14 protein-coding genes are annotated in these 14,442 nt (G+C 71.3%); 4 read left to right on the top strand and 10 right to left on the bottom strand.

Annotated features, from left to right (window positions below; all coding sequences use genetic code 11):
* Window positions 1-27: 27 nt before the first annotated feature.
* From ACX80W_RS08710 to ACX80W_RS08700, 3 genes are all read right to left on the bottom strand, one after another.
* Window positions 28-1,311: a deoxyguanosinetriphosphate triphosphohydrolase gene (locus tag ACX80W_RS08710; RefSeq protein WP_459282343.1), complete on the bottom strand. Its 1,284-nt coding sequence runs from the start codon at window positions 1,309-1,311 to the stop codon at window positions 28-30.
* A 57-nt stretch (window positions 1,312-1,368) separates the two neighbouring features.
* Window positions 1,369-2,499: a tRNA dihydrouridine synthase DusB gene (gene dusB, locus ACX80W_RS08705; RefSeq protein WP_459282609.1), complete on the bottom strand. Its 1,131-nt coding sequence runs from the start codon at window positions 2,497-2,499 to the stop codon at window positions 1,369-1,371.
* A 247-nt stretch (window positions 2,500-2,746) separates the two neighbouring features.
* Entirely contained in the window at window positions 2,747-4,243 is a 1,497-nt protein-coding gene (locus tag ACX80W_RS08700; RefSeq protein WP_459282341.1) for a YibE/F family protein, read from the bottom strand.
* 150 nt (window positions 4,244-4,393) lie between these two features.
* Here ACX80W_RS08700 and ACX80W_RS08695 point away from each other — a divergent pair, with 150 nt between their 5' ends.
* On the top strand, window positions 4,394-5,185 hold the full coding sequence (locus ACX80W_RS08695) for an alpha/beta hydrolase (RefSeq protein WP_459282339.1): 792 nt from the start codon (window positions 4,394-4,396) through the stop codon (window positions 5,183-5,185).
* Between the two features lie 90 nt (window positions 5,186-5,275).
* The gene (locus tag ACX80W_RS08690) at window positions 5,276-6,091 is read left to right on the top strand and encodes a lysophospholipid acyltransferase family protein (RefSeq protein ID WP_459282337.1); all 816 of its coding nucleotides are present in this window, start codon (window positions 5,276-5,278) and stop codon (window positions 6,089-6,091) included.
* A gap of 33 nt (window positions 6,092-6,124) precedes the next feature.
* Here ACX80W_RS08690 and ACX80W_RS08685 read toward each other — a convergent pair whose 3' ends face one another.
* The 3 genes from ACX80W_RS08685 to ACX80W_RS08675 all read right to left on the bottom strand — a co-directional run bounded on the left by ACX80W_RS08685 (window position 6,125) and on the right by ACX80W_RS08675 (window position 9,571).
* A complete protein-coding gene (locus tag ACX80W_RS08685) occupies window positions 6,125-7,033 on the bottom strand; it encodes a GNAT family N-acetyltransferase (protein ID WP_459282336.1) in 909 nt (302 codons plus the stop codon).
* A complete protein-coding gene (locus tag ACX80W_RS08680; protein ID WP_459282334.1) occupies window positions 7,033-8,421 on the bottom strand; it encodes a glycine--tRNA ligase in 1,389 nt (462 codons plus the stop codon). The genes ACX80W_RS08685 and ACX80W_RS08680 overlap by 1 nt, the downstream gene beginning before the upstream one ends.
* A 142-nt stretch (window positions 8,422-8,563) precedes the next feature.
* The gene (locus tag ACX80W_RS08675) at window positions 8,564-9,571 is read right to left on the bottom strand and encodes a DMT family transporter (protein WP_459282332.1); all 1,008 of its coding nucleotides are present in this window, start codon (window positions 9,569-9,571) and stop codon (window positions 8,564-8,566) included.
* A 51-nt stretch (window positions 9,572-9,622) separates the two neighbouring features.
* Between ACX80W_RS08675 and ACX80W_RS08670 the strand changes: the two genes are divergently transcribed.
* On the top strand, window positions 9,623-9,868 hold the full coding sequence (locus ACX80W_RS08670) for an RNA-binding S4 domain-containing protein (protein ID WP_459282330.1): 246 nt from the start codon (window positions 9,623-9,625) through the stop codon (window positions 9,866-9,868).
* A gap of 22 nt (window positions 9,869-9,890) precedes the next feature.
* Here ACX80W_RS08670 and ACX80W_RS08665 read toward each other — a convergent pair whose 3' ends face one another.
* Complete coding sequence (locus tag ACX80W_RS08665; RefSeq protein WP_459282328.1) at window positions 9,891-10,586, bottom strand: alpha/beta hydrolase; 696 nt, start codon at window positions 10,584-10,586, stop codon at window positions 9,891-9,893.
* A gap of 141 nt (window positions 10,587-10,727) precedes the next feature.
* Here ACX80W_RS08665 and ACX80W_RS08660 point away from each other — a divergent pair, with 141 nt between their 5' ends.
* Window positions 10,728-11,555, top strand: coding sequence for an SGNH/GDSL hydrolase family protein (locus tag ACX80W_RS08660; RefSeq protein WP_459282607.1), 828 nt, complete (start codon window positions 10,728-10,730; stop codon window positions 11,553-11,555).
* Between the two features lie 27 nt (window positions 11,556-11,582).
* Here ACX80W_RS08660 and ACX80W_RS08655 read toward each other — a convergent pair whose 3' ends face one another.
* From ACX80W_RS08655 to ACX80W_RS08645, 3 genes are all read right to left on the bottom strand, one after another.
* Complete coding sequence (locus ACX80W_RS08655) at window positions 11,583-11,825, bottom strand: hypothetical protein (protein WP_459282326.1); 243 nt, start codon at window positions 11,823-11,825, stop codon at window positions 11,583-11,585.
* Window positions 11,826-11,929: 104 nt separating this feature from the next.
* The gene (gene metX / locus ACX80W_RS08650; protein WP_459282324.1) at window positions 11,930-13,072 is read right to left on the bottom strand and encodes a homoserine O-acetyltransferase MetX; all 1,143 of its coding nucleotides are present in this window, start codon (window positions 13,070-13,072) and stop codon (window positions 11,930-11,932) included.
* A gap of 6 nt (window positions 13,073-13,078) precedes the next feature.
* Window positions 13,079-14,395, bottom strand: a complete 1,317-nt coding sequence (locus ACX80W_RS08645) for a bifunctional o-acetylhomoserine/o-acetylserine sulfhydrylase (RefSeq protein WP_459282323.1) — start codon at window positions 14,393-14,395, stop codon at window positions 13,079-13,081.
* Window positions 14,396-14,442: the final 47 nt, after the last annotated feature.

The following is a 14,442-nucleotide window of genomic DNA, read 5'->3' as shown; positions in this document are numbered from 1 at the left end:
GCCCGCCGCCGGGGCCCGGGATCCGCGCTACCAGAGGGCAGGGACGGGCCCGACGATCCTCTCGTGCAGGGCGAGCGCCGAGGCGTCGGTGAGGGACGCCACCTGGTCGATCACCACGCGGAGCCGCCCGTCGTCGTCCCCGGCGGCCTGCCAGTCGGCCGCGAAGGACTGTTCGAGGTAGCGGTCCCCGTTGGCGGCCATCTGTGCCACCAGGGAGGAAAGCACCTCCCGCTGGCGTTCGTAGAGCGGCTGCCGGTGGTCGGTGGTCATCACGTAGGTGGTGGCCAGGCCCTTCATCACCGCGATCTCCAGCAGCGTCTCCTCGGGCACGACCATCTGCGCGGCGTACCGGGTGAGCGGATCGGTGCCGTAGATGGCACGGGTCGCCTCAAGGGCGCTGAGGCAGAACCGGCCGATCAGCTGGCTCGTCATGTTCTTCAGCGCCGCCATCGAGCGGCGGCTGCCGTCGGCGTCGCGCACCCACACGGCGGTCTTCTCAAGGCGTGCCAGGGCCGCGTCGACGGCGGCCGGGTCGCTGCCGGGCAGGTACCACTGCTGGGTGTAGCCCACGACGCGGGCCCGCGCGTCGGGGCTGTCCATCCAGCGCAGCTGCAGGTGCCCGGCGACGATCGCGTCCTCGACGTCGTGGACGGAGTAGGAGATGTCGTCGGCCAGGTCCATCACCTGGGCCTCCAGGCAGGAGCGCCCGGCCGGGGCCCCGGAGCGCAGCCACGAAAAGACCGGCAGGTCGTCGTCGTAGGCGCCGAACTTTGAGGTGCGGTGGCCCTGGATGAGCGGGGCGTCCGCGGCAGTCCACGGGTATTTGCAGGCCGCGTCGAGGCTGGCCCGGGTGAGGTTCAGGCCCGCGGAGGTGCCGTCGGGGCGGATTACCTTCGGTTCAAGGCGCGTGAGCAGCCTCAGGGTCTGGGCGTTGCCCTCGAAGCCGCCGATGCCGTGGGCTATCTCGTTCAGCGCGGTCTCGCCGTTGTGCCCGAAGGGGGGATGGCCGAGGTCGTGGGCGAGGCAGGCGGCGTCGACGATGTCGGGGTCGCAGCCCAGCGAGCGGCCGAGTTCGCGGCCCACCTGGGCGACCTCGAGGCTGTGGGTGAGGCGGGTCCGCACGAAGTCGTCGGTGTCGGGGGCGACGACCTGGGTCTTCGCCCCCAGGCGGCGCAGCGCCGAGGAGTGCAGGACGCGGGCCCGGTCGCGTTCGAAGTCGGACCGGTGGGTGCTCTTGGCGGGCTCGTCAACCCACCGGTGCAGGTCCTCGGCGGCGTAGCCGGCCGTCAGTGGTGCGGAGGGGAAGCTCATGGGCCCTTCCTGCCTTTCGGCCGGTGGTGGGGAACGGCGCGGTGCCCGGCGGAGCGCTCAGCCACCGGAGACATCCAGTTCCGCGGCGGAGATGTCGGCCTGCTGGGCCTCGTTCAGGCGCCGGGACTGCAGCCAGTTCTCCGGCAGCGAGGTCTTCTTCGGTGAACCGGCCCGGCCGCGGGGGCCCTCGGCGTCGGCCCCCGGGTAGGGGGAATCGGCGTCGAGCTCGGCGAGCAGGCCCCGCAGCACCTCAAGGGTGGGCACCGTCGCCAGCTTCGCGCGCAGCTCCCCGCCGACGACGTACCCCTTGAAGTACCAGGCCATGTGCTTGCGGATGTCCCGCAGCCCCATCATCTCGCTGCCGAAGGCGTCGACCAGGAGTTCGGCGTGGCGGTACACGGTCTCGGCCACCTGCCCGAGGCCCGGCTGGTGACGTGCGGCGCTTCCCTCGAAGGCGTTCATGAGGTCGCCGAAGAGCCAGGGCCGGCCCTGGCAGCCACGGCCAATGACGACGCCGTCGACGCCGGTCTCGCGCACCATCCGCACGGCGTCCTCGGCGCTCCAGATGTCGCCGTTGCCCAGCACCGGGATATCGGGCAGGGCGTTGCGCAGTTCGGCGATGGCCGACCAGTCGGCCTGCCCCGAGTAGTACTGGGAGGCGGTGCGGCCGTGGAGGGCGACGGCGGCCACTCCGCTGTCGCGGGCGATCCGCCCGGCCTCGAGGAAGGTGAGGTGGTCCTCGTCGATGCCCTTGCGCATCTTGATGGTCAGCGGGATGCCTCCCTTGGAGGCCTCGCGGACGGCGGTCTGGACGATGCCGGTGAACAGGTCGAGCTTCCACGGCAGCGCCGCTCCGCCGCCGCGCCGGGTCACCTTGGGGACGGGGCAGCCGAAGTTCAGGTCGATGTGGTCCGCGCGGTCCTCCTCCACGAGGAGGCGCACCGCGGCGCCGACGGTGACCGGGTCCACCCCGTACAGCTGCACCGACCGCACCGACTCGTCCTCGTCGTGGGAGATGATCCGCAGGGATTCGGGGCTGCGCTCGACCAGGGCGCGGGAGGTCACCATCTCCGAGACGTACAGTCCGCCGCCGTACTCGCGGCACAGCCGGCGGAACGCCTTGTTGGTGATCCCGGCCATTGGGGCAAGGATCACGGGGGTGTCGACGGTGATGGGGCCCAGGCGCAGCGGGGGGAGGTCGAGCCGGGTGGCGGCATCGGCGGATCCGGCAGCGGTCGCTGCGGTGCCGGCCGCGGGCGCGGCGACGGCGGGGGCGGCGGAACGGGAGGCGGGCCCGGCGGTCCGGGTGGATACGGCAGTCACCCCTCCATTGTCGCAAGTGCGGGCAAATCGGGCACATCGGGGCCCCGGCGGCTGTCGGAGCGGCAGCCGCCCCGGGGCTGCCGCGGCCCTTGCGGGTCTGCCGCGGTCCCGCCTAGTGGGATTTCGCCTCCCGGCGGGCCCGACGGGAGGACGCCGGCGCGTCCGGCTCCGCGCCGGGTCCGTCTCCGGCCAGGGGGCGGGCCTCCCGGCCGGCGTCCTGCGGGGTCAACTGCCGGGCCGGTTCCCGAACGCCGGACGGTTCCACCGGCGCGCCGGGAAGCGGACCCGCGTTCCTGCCCCGGTGTGCCGGTGCGCCGCCGGCACCCTCGGTGCCACCCGGGCCCACCGGAACGGTGGCGGGCACCGGCGCGGCACCCGTTCCGCGCCCGCCGACGGCCTTCACGACGGCGACCGCGATCACCGTGGTCACCGGGATGGCCAGCACCAGGCCGATCGAGCCGACGAGGGTGCGGACCACCTCCTCGGCGAGTTCCCCGCTGGTGAGGGTGTCGATGAGGGCCCGGTCGTAGAGGGACACAAGGATCAGCACGGGCAGGGCCGCACCGGCATACGCGAAGGCGATGGTGTAGACCGTCGAGGCGATGTGGTCGCGGCCGATGCGCATCGCCCCGGCGAACAGCCGCCGGGCCGGGGTGGACGGCGCCAGTTCGTAGAGTTCCCAGACCGCCGAGGATTGGGTGATGGTGACGTCGTTGAGCACGCCCAGGCCCGAGACGATCAGCCCGCACAGGATGATCGAGGAGATGGAGAGCTCATCGGAGGCGTTGACGAGCGCGTAGGCGTTGTCGTCGCCCACCCCCGTCAGGTGGGCCGTCCCGGTGGCCCAGGCCGCCAGCAGCGCGGTGATGCCCAAACCGAAGATCGTGCCGAGCAGTGCCGTTGAGGTGCGGGCGGAGAACCCGTGGGCGAAGTACAGCACCCCGATCATGATGGCCACCGAACCCACGAGGCCCAGCAGCAGGGGCGGTGCGCCCTCCACGAGGCCCGGCAGGATGAACTGGGCCAGGATGAACAGGGCGCCGACCAGCCCCAGCATCGCGCGGAATCCCCGCCAGCGGGCGACGGCGACGACGACGACGGCGTACAGGACGGTCAGGGCAATGATCGGCACGGTGCGGACAAAGTCGACGAACACATACGGCGCCGACCCGCCCTGGATGACGCCCTCGAGGTTCAGGTACCGGATCCGGTCCCCGGCTTCGACGGCGCTGGCCTTGGCCAGTTCCGGGGTCACCTCGACGGGCACCGTCGGGCCGCCGGCGTCGGGCACGGTGAAGGCCACGAGGCAGGTGAGGGCCTTCCCGCCGGCGTCGACGGTGGGCTGGGAGGACGGGCAGTCCTCAAAGGCCGCCCGCTGCACCGTTCCGGTCTCGAAGGCCACGCCCTCGGCCGTCGCATAGGGGTTGGCCACCGAGATCCCCGAGGTGTCGCCCGAGGGCCACAGCAGCCACATCCCGGCGCCCGTCAGCAGCCCCAGGGGGATGAGGATGGCGGCGAGGAGGGTATTTGCGCGGCGCCGGGCGGCAATCATTGGAGCGGTCGGCTCCGAAGAACCGGCAGTCGAGGTGTGGCTGGTACCCACGGACATCCTTCGGTTGGTGCTGGTACGGAAGTTACGGATGAGCAAGCTCTGATACGGAGTCTACGCAGGGTGGACACCGGGCCACGGCCGCCTAGGGTTGAAGTCGAAGCACCGGGCGGGCGGTGGCACGGGGCACCCGGGAGGAAAGAGGGAACCATGGGAGGCGGTGCGGTGGGCGGCAGGAAATCCGGCGGCGGCTCCGGCAGGCCCGGCAGTGGCGGCCGAAGCGGCCGTGCCGGCGTTCCGGCCGACCCGGTCCTGACGGTGCGCGCGCCGCGGGGTCCGGTCACCGCCGTCGCCCTGGTGCTTCACGGCGGCCGGGCCCACAGCTTCGACCCCGTGCGCGGCCGGCACCTCAGCCCCTCCCGGATGATCCCCTTCGTCCAGGTCCTCCACCGCCGGGGCGGTCCGCACGGCCTGGCCGTGATGGCCCTGCGCAACCGGGTGCGCGGCTGGAACGGCCCCGAGATGTCGGCGCTGCAGGACGCCCGGTGGGCCCTCGAGCGCATCCGGCAGCAGCATCCGGGGGTTCCCGTCTACCTGGTGGGTCACTCGATGGGAGGGCTCACCGCGGTCTGCGCGGCGGACGATCCGCAGGTCCGCGCCGTGGCGGCCCTCGCACCGTGGCTCGAGAGCAACACCCCTGTGGCCCCCGTCGCGGACCGGCACCTGCTGATCGTCCATGGCGACGCGGACCGCTGGACCAGCCCCCGGCAGTCCCGCCGGTTCGCCGAACGCGCCCTGCCCCTGGCCGCTTCGGTGCGCTACGTCAGCGTCCGCAGCGCCGGGCACTTCATGTTCCGCAAGGTCGGCCGCTGGCACGGGCTCACTGCCTCGTTCATCCTGGGCCGGTTCGCGGCGGACACCGGAGCCCGCGTCGATCCGGCCCATCTGCGCCTCGCCGAGACCGTGCTGGCCGCCGATGAACCACTGGCCATCCGGGTGTGAGGCGCGCTGTGCCGGCACTGTCCGTGCGGCGGCATGCATTCCGGGGTGGCGCCGCCATCCCGCCAACGAAGGGAACAGGGTAGGAACACGATGGTCTGGAAACCAGAGCAGAGCGACCGGATGTACCGCGCGGTGGTGCGGGCCGGGCTGCTGACCTTCGCGGCGCTGCGGCTGCGGATTGACGTTACGGGCACCGGGAACCTTCCGGCTCCGGACCCCCTTCAGGGCCGGTCCCGCCGCGCGGTGCCCGGGAAGGGCGCCGTCGTGGCCATCACCCACTTCGGGTACCTCGACTTCGCCTTCGCCGAGCTCGTCCTGTGGAAGCACGCGAGGGTCCAGCTGCGCTACCTGATCACCAAGGCGGCGGCGTCCCATCCGGTGGCGGGTCCGCTCGTCCACGGCCTGGGGCACGTCGTCACCGACCGCAGCGCCGGGGCCGAGGCCTACGCCGACGCGCTGGCGAAGCTGCGCGCCGGAGAGTACATCGCCATCCTGCCCGAGGCCGGGGTCAGCCGCAGCTACACCGTGCGCGGGCTCAAGACCGGTGCGGTGCGGCTTGCCGCGGAGGCGGGCGTCCCGATTCTCCCGGTGTCGGTCTGGGGATCGCACCGCCTGATGACCCGCGGCAGGGGGTTTTCCCTGAAGCGGGCGTGGCGCTCACCGGTGCGGGTGCACGTCGGCGAACCCCTCTGGTGCGGCCCCGGCGCTGACGTGGCCGCCGAAACGGAGAGACTGCGCGCCGCGCTGCAGGAGGGCATCGACCGGGGCATCGAATCCTTCCCGCTCGTGCCCGCACCGGGTGAGTGGTGGCAGCCGGCCCACCTCGGCGGCGGTGCGATGACGGAGGCCGAGCGGGCGGAAGCCGACGCCCACGACCTCGCCACCGGGAGGCACAGCAGGGGCTGAGCCGCGGGCGGCCGCTCCCCCGGGCGCCGGGCGCTACCCGGCGACGACGAGCGTGGCCGGGGCGGCCTCCACCGCGGCTCCGGCGGCCAGCAGCGGCTCGACGACGTTCACCAGCGCCGTCATCGAATCGTCGACCTCAAGCTGGACCGGGTAGGTGTGGACGAGCATGGCGAGCAGGGTGGCCACCGCCGCTTCCTGCTCCGATGCCGGAAGGGTCGTGTCGTACCCGAGCAGGACGTCCGCCGGTTCGTCGGTGCGCGCCGAGGTGTAGCTGACGGCGAACGCCGCGATGGCCCCGCCGTCGGCCTTGGGCCGATCCCGCAGCACCACCGCGCCCCCGGCTCCGGCCGCATCCGCAAGGAGCAGCTGCTGGGCCCGGCCGAGCGTCATCTCCGCCCGGTCCCAGCCGTGCACGGCCGTATAGAAGGCGGCGACGGCCCGGGTGAGCTCCACCGAACCGGTCGCGGCCTCCTCCAGCTGCGGCCCGGAGGCGTCCTCGAAGCGCGGCGCCGCCAGGGCGCCCGGCTTCACGACGACGACCCGGGAGCGCTGGATGGGGGCGAAACCGGTGGCCTCCGCGAAGGCCGCACCCGAGGTGCCCGGCTGGACCTTGCTGCGCAGCGCCGTGACGCCCGACGGCGACGCGGCGACCTCGTGGCGCAGCATCGTGAGCAGGGTCGATCCGACGCCGGCGCGGCGGTGGTCGGGCGCCACCTCGACGTAGCACCAGAGCCGGTCGGGGTGGAGGGCGGTCTCATAGGCGAACCCCGCCGCCACCGGGACGCCCTGGTCGAGCGCGGTGATGCACCGGTTCCAGGGTTCCTCGGAGGAGGGGCGGAAGGATCCGCGGAACTGCTCCGACGGGGTGGACTCGGGCCCGCCCCACAACTGGAGCAGTTCAAGGTCGTCGCCGTCCTGCCAGGCGCGGTACTCGAGGGCCATCAGGCGCCCAGCATCCGCTCGGCGAGGTATCCCTGCACCTTGTCCAGGGAGACGCGTTCCTGCGCCATGGTGTCGCGTTCGCGGATCGTGACGGCCTGGTCGTCGAGGGTGTCGAAGTCGATGGTGATGCAGAACGGGGTGCCGATCTCGTCCTGGCGGCGGTAGCGGCGTCCGATCGCCCCGGCGTCGTCGAAGTCGATGTTCCAGTTCCGCCGCAGCTGCGCCGCGAGCTCCTTCGCCTTGGGCGAGAGGTCCTCGTTGCGGCTCAGCGGCAGCACGGCCGCCTTGACCGGGGCGAGGCGCGGGTCGAGCCGAAGCAGGGTGCGCTTGTCCACGCCGCCCTTGGCGTTGGGCGCCTCGTCCTCGGTGTAGGCATCGACGAGGAAGGCCATGAAGGAGCGGGTCAGGCCGGCGGCGGGCTCGATCACGTACGGCGTGTAGCGCTCGTTGGTGGCCTGGTTGAAGTAGCTCAGGTCGGTGCCGGAGTGCTTCGAGTGGGTTGAAAGGTCGAAGTCGGTACGGTTGGCGATGCCCTCGAGCTCGCCCCACTCCGAGCCCTGGAACCCGAAGCGGTATTCGATGTCCGTGGTGCCCTTCGAGTAGTGGCTGAGCTTGTCCAGCGGGTGCTCGAACAGGCGCAGGTTCTCGGGCCGGATGCCGAGGTCGGTGTACCAGTCGTAGCGGGTGGAGATCCAGTACTTGTGCCACTCATCGTCGGTGCCCGGCTCGACGAAGAACTCCATTTCCATCTGCTCGAACTCGCGGGTGCGGAAGATGAAGTTGCCCGGGGTGATCTCGTTCCGGAAGCTCTTGCCGATCTGGCCGATGCCGAACGGCGGTTTCCGCCGGGAGGTGGTGAGCACGTTGTTGAAGTTCACGAAGATGCCCTGGGCGGTCTCGGGGCGCAGGTAGTGCAGCCCCTCCTCGCTGGCGACGGGGCCCAAATAGGTCTTCATCAGCCCGGAGAAGCTCTGGGGCTCGGTCCAGCGGCCCTTGGTGCCGCAGTTGGCGCAGGTGATGTCGAGCAGCCCGTTCTCGGCCGGGCGGCCCTTCTTCTCCTCGAACTCCTCCTCGAGGTGGTCCTGCCGGTAGCGCTTGTGGCAGTTGAGGCACTCGACGAGCGGGTCGCTGAAGACCTCGACGTGGCCCGAGGCCTCCCAGACGTGGCGGGGAAGGATCACCGCGGAGTCGAGGCCGACGACGTCCTCGCGGCCGCGCACCATCGCCTGCCACCACTGGCGCTTGATGTTCTCCTTGAGTTCGACGCCGAGCGGCCCGTAGTCCCACGCGGACCGTGAACCGCCGTAGATCTCCCCGGACTGGAAGACGAAGCCCCTCCGCTTGGAGAGGGAGATGATTGGGTCAAGTGCTGATTTGGGTGCCGCCATGGGGTTCTCCGGTCGTCGGCAGGCCGCTGGGTGCGGTCCGCGGGATGGTGGGTGCGAAAGGTGCGGGTCGTTCCGGAAATCGACGTCGATCCGGAAGCTACAGTCCGGATCCAAGCCTACCGGCAGCGGGGCCGAACCTGCCCTAGGGGCGGGCGGTGGGGGCCCTCAGCTGCCGTCGCCGTCCGGCCGTGGCCCCGGGGCGCCGCGGCCACGGCAGGGTGGTCAGCACGATGGCGACAAGGGTCAGGAGGGTGCCCGCCACGGTGGCGAAGGCCACGACGGATCCGGGGGCCGGGACGAACAGGTCAAGGGCCAGCGACCCCACCAGCTGGCCGCCGATCAGGCCCAGTCCGGTGAGCAGGACCCCGAGGCTGCGCACGAGCAGCGTCCCCAGGCCGATGAAGACACAGCCCATGGGCCCGCCCAGGTAGTACCACCACTCCGACGGCAGGGCGTTGCCGGGGCCGGCGAGCGCCACCTTGATCAGCCAGGCCGCCAGCAGCACCACCGCCCCGGAGACGAAGTTCACGAGGGTGGCGGTGATGGGGGTTCCGTAGTGGTGCGCCGCCGTCCCGTTCATCGCCTGCTGGAAGCTCAGCAGGATGCCCGCGGCGACCGGCAGCAGCACCGGCAGGAGCCAGGACGACGGTTCCCCAGCGGCGTCGAACCGGGGCGAGACCGCCCAGAGCACCGAGATCACCGTCAGCACGACGCCGATGATCCGCATCGGCGTCGCGGACCGCTTGCCCGCCGGGCCGAGGCCGAGGCGGTCGACGACGAGCCCGCTCAGGGACTGGCCCATGACCGCCGCCACGGAAAACAGGGCGACGCCGATGATGCCGATCGTGAACGACTGCGTGAAGACGAAGAACGCCCCGATTCCCCCGGCCGCCAGGTACAGCGGCGGGAACCTGCGTTCCCGCACGGCCGGGAAGATTGAGCGGAAGCCGGACCGGCCGCGGGGCAGGGCCACGGAGATCAGGATCATCACCACCAGCCCGGTGCCGAAGCTCACCAGGGCGGCGGCCAGGCCGTCGTCGAGCCGGGCCCCCAGCGCGCCGTTGATGCGCCCCTGGATGGGGATGGCCAGCCCGGCGACGAGCGCCACCGGGATGCCGATCAGGGGCGAAAGCGGTGCTTTGGAAGTCACCGGTCAAGTTTAGTGGACGCCGGGCTTCAACCGGTCGGGCAGAATTGGACCATGAGCAGCGAACCGAGGGCCGCGTCGGCCGGCGCCAGTGAACTTCCGATCTCCGATGGCATGATCCGGCTGGGCCAGCTGCTGAAGCTTGCCTCGCTGGCCGAGGACGGAGCCGAGGCGAAGACCCTGATCGACAACGGGCTGGTGCAGGTGAACGGCGACATCGAGGAGCGCCGGGGGCGCCAGCTCCACCCCGGCGACGTCGTGAGCGTCAACGGGCAGAGCGTGCGGATCGTCGCCGGCTGAGGCCCGGGTCCAGCGCCGGGCCTCAGCTCCGTTCCGCCGCCCGGGACGGCGCGCGGAGGACTGTCAGGGTGAGGAACTCCCGGACGTGGGCGAGCTCCTGCTGGCTGATGCTGTGCCACATGTTCGAGTAGAGCACCTTGGTCAGGCGGGTGCTCGAGGTGGCCCAGCCGTGCGTGTACTCGATCATCGAGGGCGCGATCACCTCGTCCTCCTGGTCGCGCCCCCAGAAGAAGGGCACCATGTGCTCGGCCAGCGCCTCGTCCTGAAAGAAGGGGTGGCCTTCAGGCGGAACGGCGAAGCCCGACAGTCCAACCACGGCGGCGAAGTCGCCCGGGCGGTGGCGCAGCAGGGACGTGGCGACGCCCATGCCCATGGAGAACCCGAGGAGGCTCACACTGGAGTGCGGGGCCCGCACTGTATCGATCCACTCCGCCAGCGGCGTCAGCGCCTCCACCACGGCCTCCACCGAGTAGTCGGCGCCACGGGACAGCGGGAACCACGAATAGCCCTGCTCCTCGGCGTGCGGAGCGCGGACCGAGACCACCGTGAATTCCTCAGGCAGGTGATCGGCCAGGCCCATCAGGTCGAGTTCGTCGGCCATATAGCCGTGGAAAAGCACAAGGAGCGGGGTTCCGGCCCGCTCGTGCTCCGGCCGGGACCAGAGTGCCACCGGTTCCCAGGCAGGTACGGACAGGGGTGCGGAGCCGCTTGCAGTCATCCCCCAATTCTGGCATGCACGGCGCCCCGGCACGCCCGCCGGGGCACCGGCGGACCGTCGTAACGGGGCAACCTACGTTCGCGTAGGCGGTGCCCGGCTTGGCAGGATGAACGGGTGAGTGAAAAACAGGCAGGCCCGTCGATCGACAATTCGCTGCATATCGAGGGGGTGGCGGTCCCCCACCCGTGGCGGCGGTATGTGGCACTGGGTGATTCGTTCACCGAGGGGATCGGCGACCCCAACCCCGACAGCGTTGGCGGAAACCGGGGCTGGGCCGACCGGGTCGCCGAGGAGCTGAGCCGTGGCTGCGGCAGTTTCTCCTACGCCAACCTTGCAGTGCGGGGGCGCCTGCTCCAGCAGATCGTGGACCAGCAGGTGGAGCCGGCACTGACACTGAAGCCCGACCTCGTGAGCATCTCCGCGGGGGGCAACGACCTGCTGCGGCCCGGGGCCGACCCCGACCAGCTGGCGGCCCGGCTCGACTCCGCCGTCCAGAGCCTGGGCCGTGACGGCGCGACGGTAGTCCTGTTCACCGGGCCCGATGTGCGGGACACGGTGCTGGGCAGGGTCCGCCTGAAAACCGCCGTCTACAACGAGAACCTGCGGGTCATCGCGGCCCGGCACGACGCCGTCATCGCCGACATGTGGGCGCTGCGGGAGCTGTCCGAGCCCCAGATGTGGGCCGGGGACCGCCTCCACTTCTCACCCCTGGGACACCACACCGTGGCGATGATGGTGCTCGACACCCTGGCGGTGAGCCACACCCTCGAACCGATGCACGTCAAGCCGCTCCCGCCGAAGAACTGGCGCCTCGCGCGCACCGAGGACGCCGTGTGGGCCCGGGAGTACTTCGTCCCCTGGGTGCTGCGGCGACTGCGCCACCGTTCCTCCGGCGACGGGATCCTCCCCAAACGCCCGGAGGCCTCCACGATCTTTGGCCCGGCCATGCCGCCCGGGTCGGGCCTCTAGCGGTCCGGGCGAGGGAGGCGGAGGGTCCTACCCGCCGAGGGAGACCTCTCCATTGGCCACCGCGTCAGCACACGCGCTGAGGTCCGGACCGGGCTGGAAGTCGACGAACTGCGGCTGGAGCTTGGCGAAGAGGAATTCGTAGACCTCCTCCCTGCTGCGCCCGCCCAGGGTCTCCACCGCCTCCTTCACCGCCTCCTGCAGCGCCCGGTCCGCATCCAGCAGGATTTTCCCGCGTGCTTCCTCGTTCCAGCCGATGCTGCCCAGATCCATAAGCTTTCCTTTCCTCGGGGAGCCCGCCGGCCGGCCCCGGCCGCCGGGCGCTGGCACCACTGTAGGGTCATCCGGGCCCGCGGGCCCAGCGTTTTTCGGGCCCGCTACCCGGGGTAGAAACGGGCACGCAGGTGTGCGTCGAGCTGGCCGATCTGCGTCAGGAAGGCGTCGTGGCCGATGGGCGAGGAAATGGTGGAGACGGGCACCCGGCCGGGAAGTTCGGCGGCGAGGAGTCCTGCCTGCTCCGGAAGGTACAGCCGGTCCGAGTCCACGGCGGCGATAAGGAACTCGGCGGTTGCCACGCTCAGCGCCTGCCGCAGGCTGCCCCGGCCGCGCGCCGCGTCGTGGCTCATCAACGCCTCGGTCAGGACGACGTAACTGTTGGCGTCGAAGCGCTCCACGAGCTTCGCCGCCTGGTGGTCGAGGTAGCTTTCGACCGAGTAGCGCCCCCGCTCCCCGGGGCGCAGCCCTCCGAAGGGAGATTCGGCGCCCTGGGCGTTCCGGCCGAAGCGGACGGCGAGTTCGCCCTCGGACCGGTAGGTGATGTGGGCGATCCGGCGGGCGAGCCCGAGCCCGGCCGCCGGCGGCGGAGAGCCGTAGTAGTCCCCGCCGGCAAAATGCGGGTCGAGGCGGATCGCCTGCAGCTGCGCCTGCGCAAAGGCGATCTGTTCGGCCGAGCTCGCTGCCGAGCAGGCGATGACGGCGCACCGCTCGACCCGCTCCGGGAACATCAGCGCCCATTCGAGGGCCCGCGCCCCGCCCATCGAGCCGCCGAGCACCGAGTGCCACCGGCGGATGCCGAGGAGGTCGGCGAGCCGCGCCTCGACGCGGACCGAGTCGCGGATCGTGACGAAGGGGAACCGGGAGCCCCATGGCCGGCCGTCGGGGGCCGGCGTGGCCGGCCCGGTCGACCCGTAGCACCCGCCGAGCATATTGGCCGCGACGACGAAGTACCGCTCGGTGTCGATCGTGCGGCCGGGCCCGACGAGGGCGTCCCACCACCCGTCCTCGCCGGATCCGCCCCGGGCCACGTGGGAGCTGCCGGTCAGGGCGTGTTCGATGAGGACAGCGTTCGAGGCATCGGCGTCGAGCACGCCCCAGGTCTCGTAGGCGAGCTCGACCCCGGGCAGCACGCCGCCGGTCTCGAGCGTGAGGGGGCCAAGGCCGGCGGTCCGCAGCACGCCGTCACCCGCGGGCAGGCCCGCCGATGGAGCCCGGCCGGGGTAGGCGGGAAGGTAGGCGGTCACGGGCCGCTAGCTCCCCTTTGCGGCGCGGAATCCGGCGTCGAGGTCGGCGAGGATGTCCTGCAGGTTCTCCAGCCCGACGGCGAGGCGAACGAGTCCCGGGCGGACGCCGGCGGCGAGCTGCGCCTCGGCGCCGAGCTGGCTGTGCGTCGTCGAGGCGGGGTGGATGACCAGCGAGCGGACGTCGCCGACGTTGGCCACGTGTGAATGGAGCTCGAGTCCGTCGACGAAGCGCCTGCCCGCCTCGATGCCGCCGGCGATGTCGAAGGAGACAATGGCCCCGGTGCCGTTCGGCCCGTACTTCAGCCCGCGCTCGTACCAGGGGCTCGACGGCAGGCCCGCATAGGCGACCGATTCGACGTCCTGGTGCATTTCAAGCCACTCGGCGACGCCGCGGGCGTTGGCGATATGGCGCTCCATGCGCAGGCTGAGCGTCTCAAGGCCCTGTGCGATCAGGAAGGCGTTGAACGGGGAGATCGCCGAGCCGAGGTCGCGCAGGAGCTGCACGCGCGCCTTAAGGATGAAGGCGAGGTTCGCCCCGAGGGCACTTCCCACGCCGAGGTCCCGGGCGTAGACCAGCCCGGAATAGCTCTCGTCCGGGGTGTTGAAGCCCGGAAACTTTTCCGGGTCGCGGCCGTAGTCGAAGCGGCCCGAGTCGACGATGACGCCGCCGATGGCCGTGCCGTGGCCGCCGAGGTACTTCGTGGCCGAGTGCACCACGATGTCGGCGCCCCACTCGATGGGCCGGATGAGGTACGGGGTGGACACCGTCGCGTCGGCGATCAACGGGATGCCGTTGTCGTGGGCGATGGCGCTGATTCCCTCAAGGTCGAGCACGTCCTGGCGGGGATTGGAGACGACCTCGCCGAAGAACGCCTTGGTGTTGGGCCGGACCGCGGCGCGCCACTGGTCGAGGTTGTCGGGGTCCTCGACGAAGGTGGTTTCAATCCCGAACTTCTTCAGCGTGTGCCGGAAGAGGTTGTAGGTGCCCCCGTAGAGGCTGGGGCTCGCGACGATGTGGTCGCCCGCCTCGGCGAGGTTGAGGATGGCGTAGGTTTCGGCCGCCTGCCCCGAGGCGAGCAGGAGGGCGCCGACACCGCCGTCGAGCGAGGCGATGCGGTTCTCCACCACCTCCTGGGTGGGGTTGCCGATGCGGGTGTAGATCGGGGCGAGTTCGGTCAGCGCAAACCGGTCCGCCGCGCTCTGGGCACTCGGGAAGACGAAGGAGGTGCTCTGGTAGATGGGCAGGGCCCGGGCGCCGGTGGCGGCGTCCGGCGTCTGCCCTGCGTGGATCTGGCGGGTTTCAAAGGACCAGTGATTGGACATGGCGCTCCCTGTTCGAAAGAGGGGCCCTGCCGCCGCCGTTCCCGACG

The sequence above is a fragment of the Arthrobacter melezitosi genome (genome assembly GCF_054511055.1).
The sequence above is the reverse complement of the archived record's forward strand: the minus strand, read 5'-3'. Positions and strand labels throughout refer to the sequence as shown.

What these genes read in the sequence shown, in the direction of transcription:
- ACX80W_RS08710 (WP_459282343.1), bottom strand. Translation starts at nt 1,311, where the DNA reads ATGAGCTTCCCCTCCGCACCACTGACGGCCGGCTACGCCGCCGAGGAC.
- ACX80W_RS08700 (WP_459282341.1), bottom strand. Translation starts at nt 4,243, where the DNA reads ATGTCCGTGGGTACCAGCCACACCTCGACTGCCGGTTCTTCGGAGCCG.
- ACX80W_RS08695 (WP_459282339.1), top strand. Translation starts at nt 4,394, where the DNA reads ATGGGAGGCGGTGCGGTGGGCGGCAGGAAATCCGGCGGCGGCTCCGGC.
- ACX80W_RS08690 (WP_459282337.1), top strand. Translation starts at nt 5,276, where the DNA reads ATGGTCTGGAAACCAGAGCAGAGCGACCGGATGTACCGCGCGGTGGTG.
- ACX80W_RS08685 (WP_459282336.1), bottom strand. Translation starts at nt 7,033, where the DNA reads ATGGCCCTCGAGTACCGCGCCTGGCAGGACGGCGACGACCTTGAACTG.
- ACX80W_RS08680 (WP_459282334.1), bottom strand. Translation starts at nt 8,421, where the DNA reads ATGGCGGCACCCAAATCAGCACTTGACCCAATCATCTCCCTCTCCAAG.
- ACX80W_RS08670 (WP_459282330.1), top strand. Translation starts at nt 9,623, where the DNA reads ATGAGCAGCGAACCGAGGGCCGCGTCGGCCGGCGCCAGTGAACTTCCG.
- ACX80W_RS08665 (WP_459282328.1), bottom strand. Translation starts at nt 10,586, where the DNA reads ATGACTGCAAGCGGCTCCGCACCCCTGTCCGTACCTGCCTGGGAACCG.
- ACX80W_RS08655 (WP_459282326.1), bottom strand. Translation starts at nt 11,825, where the DNA reads ATGGATCTGGGCAGCATCGGCTGGAACGAGGAAGCACGCGGGAAAATC.
- ACX80W_RS08645 (WP_459282323.1), bottom strand. Translation starts at nt 14,395, where the DNA reads ATGTCCAATCACTGGTCCTTTGAAACCCGCCAGATCCACGCAGGGCAG.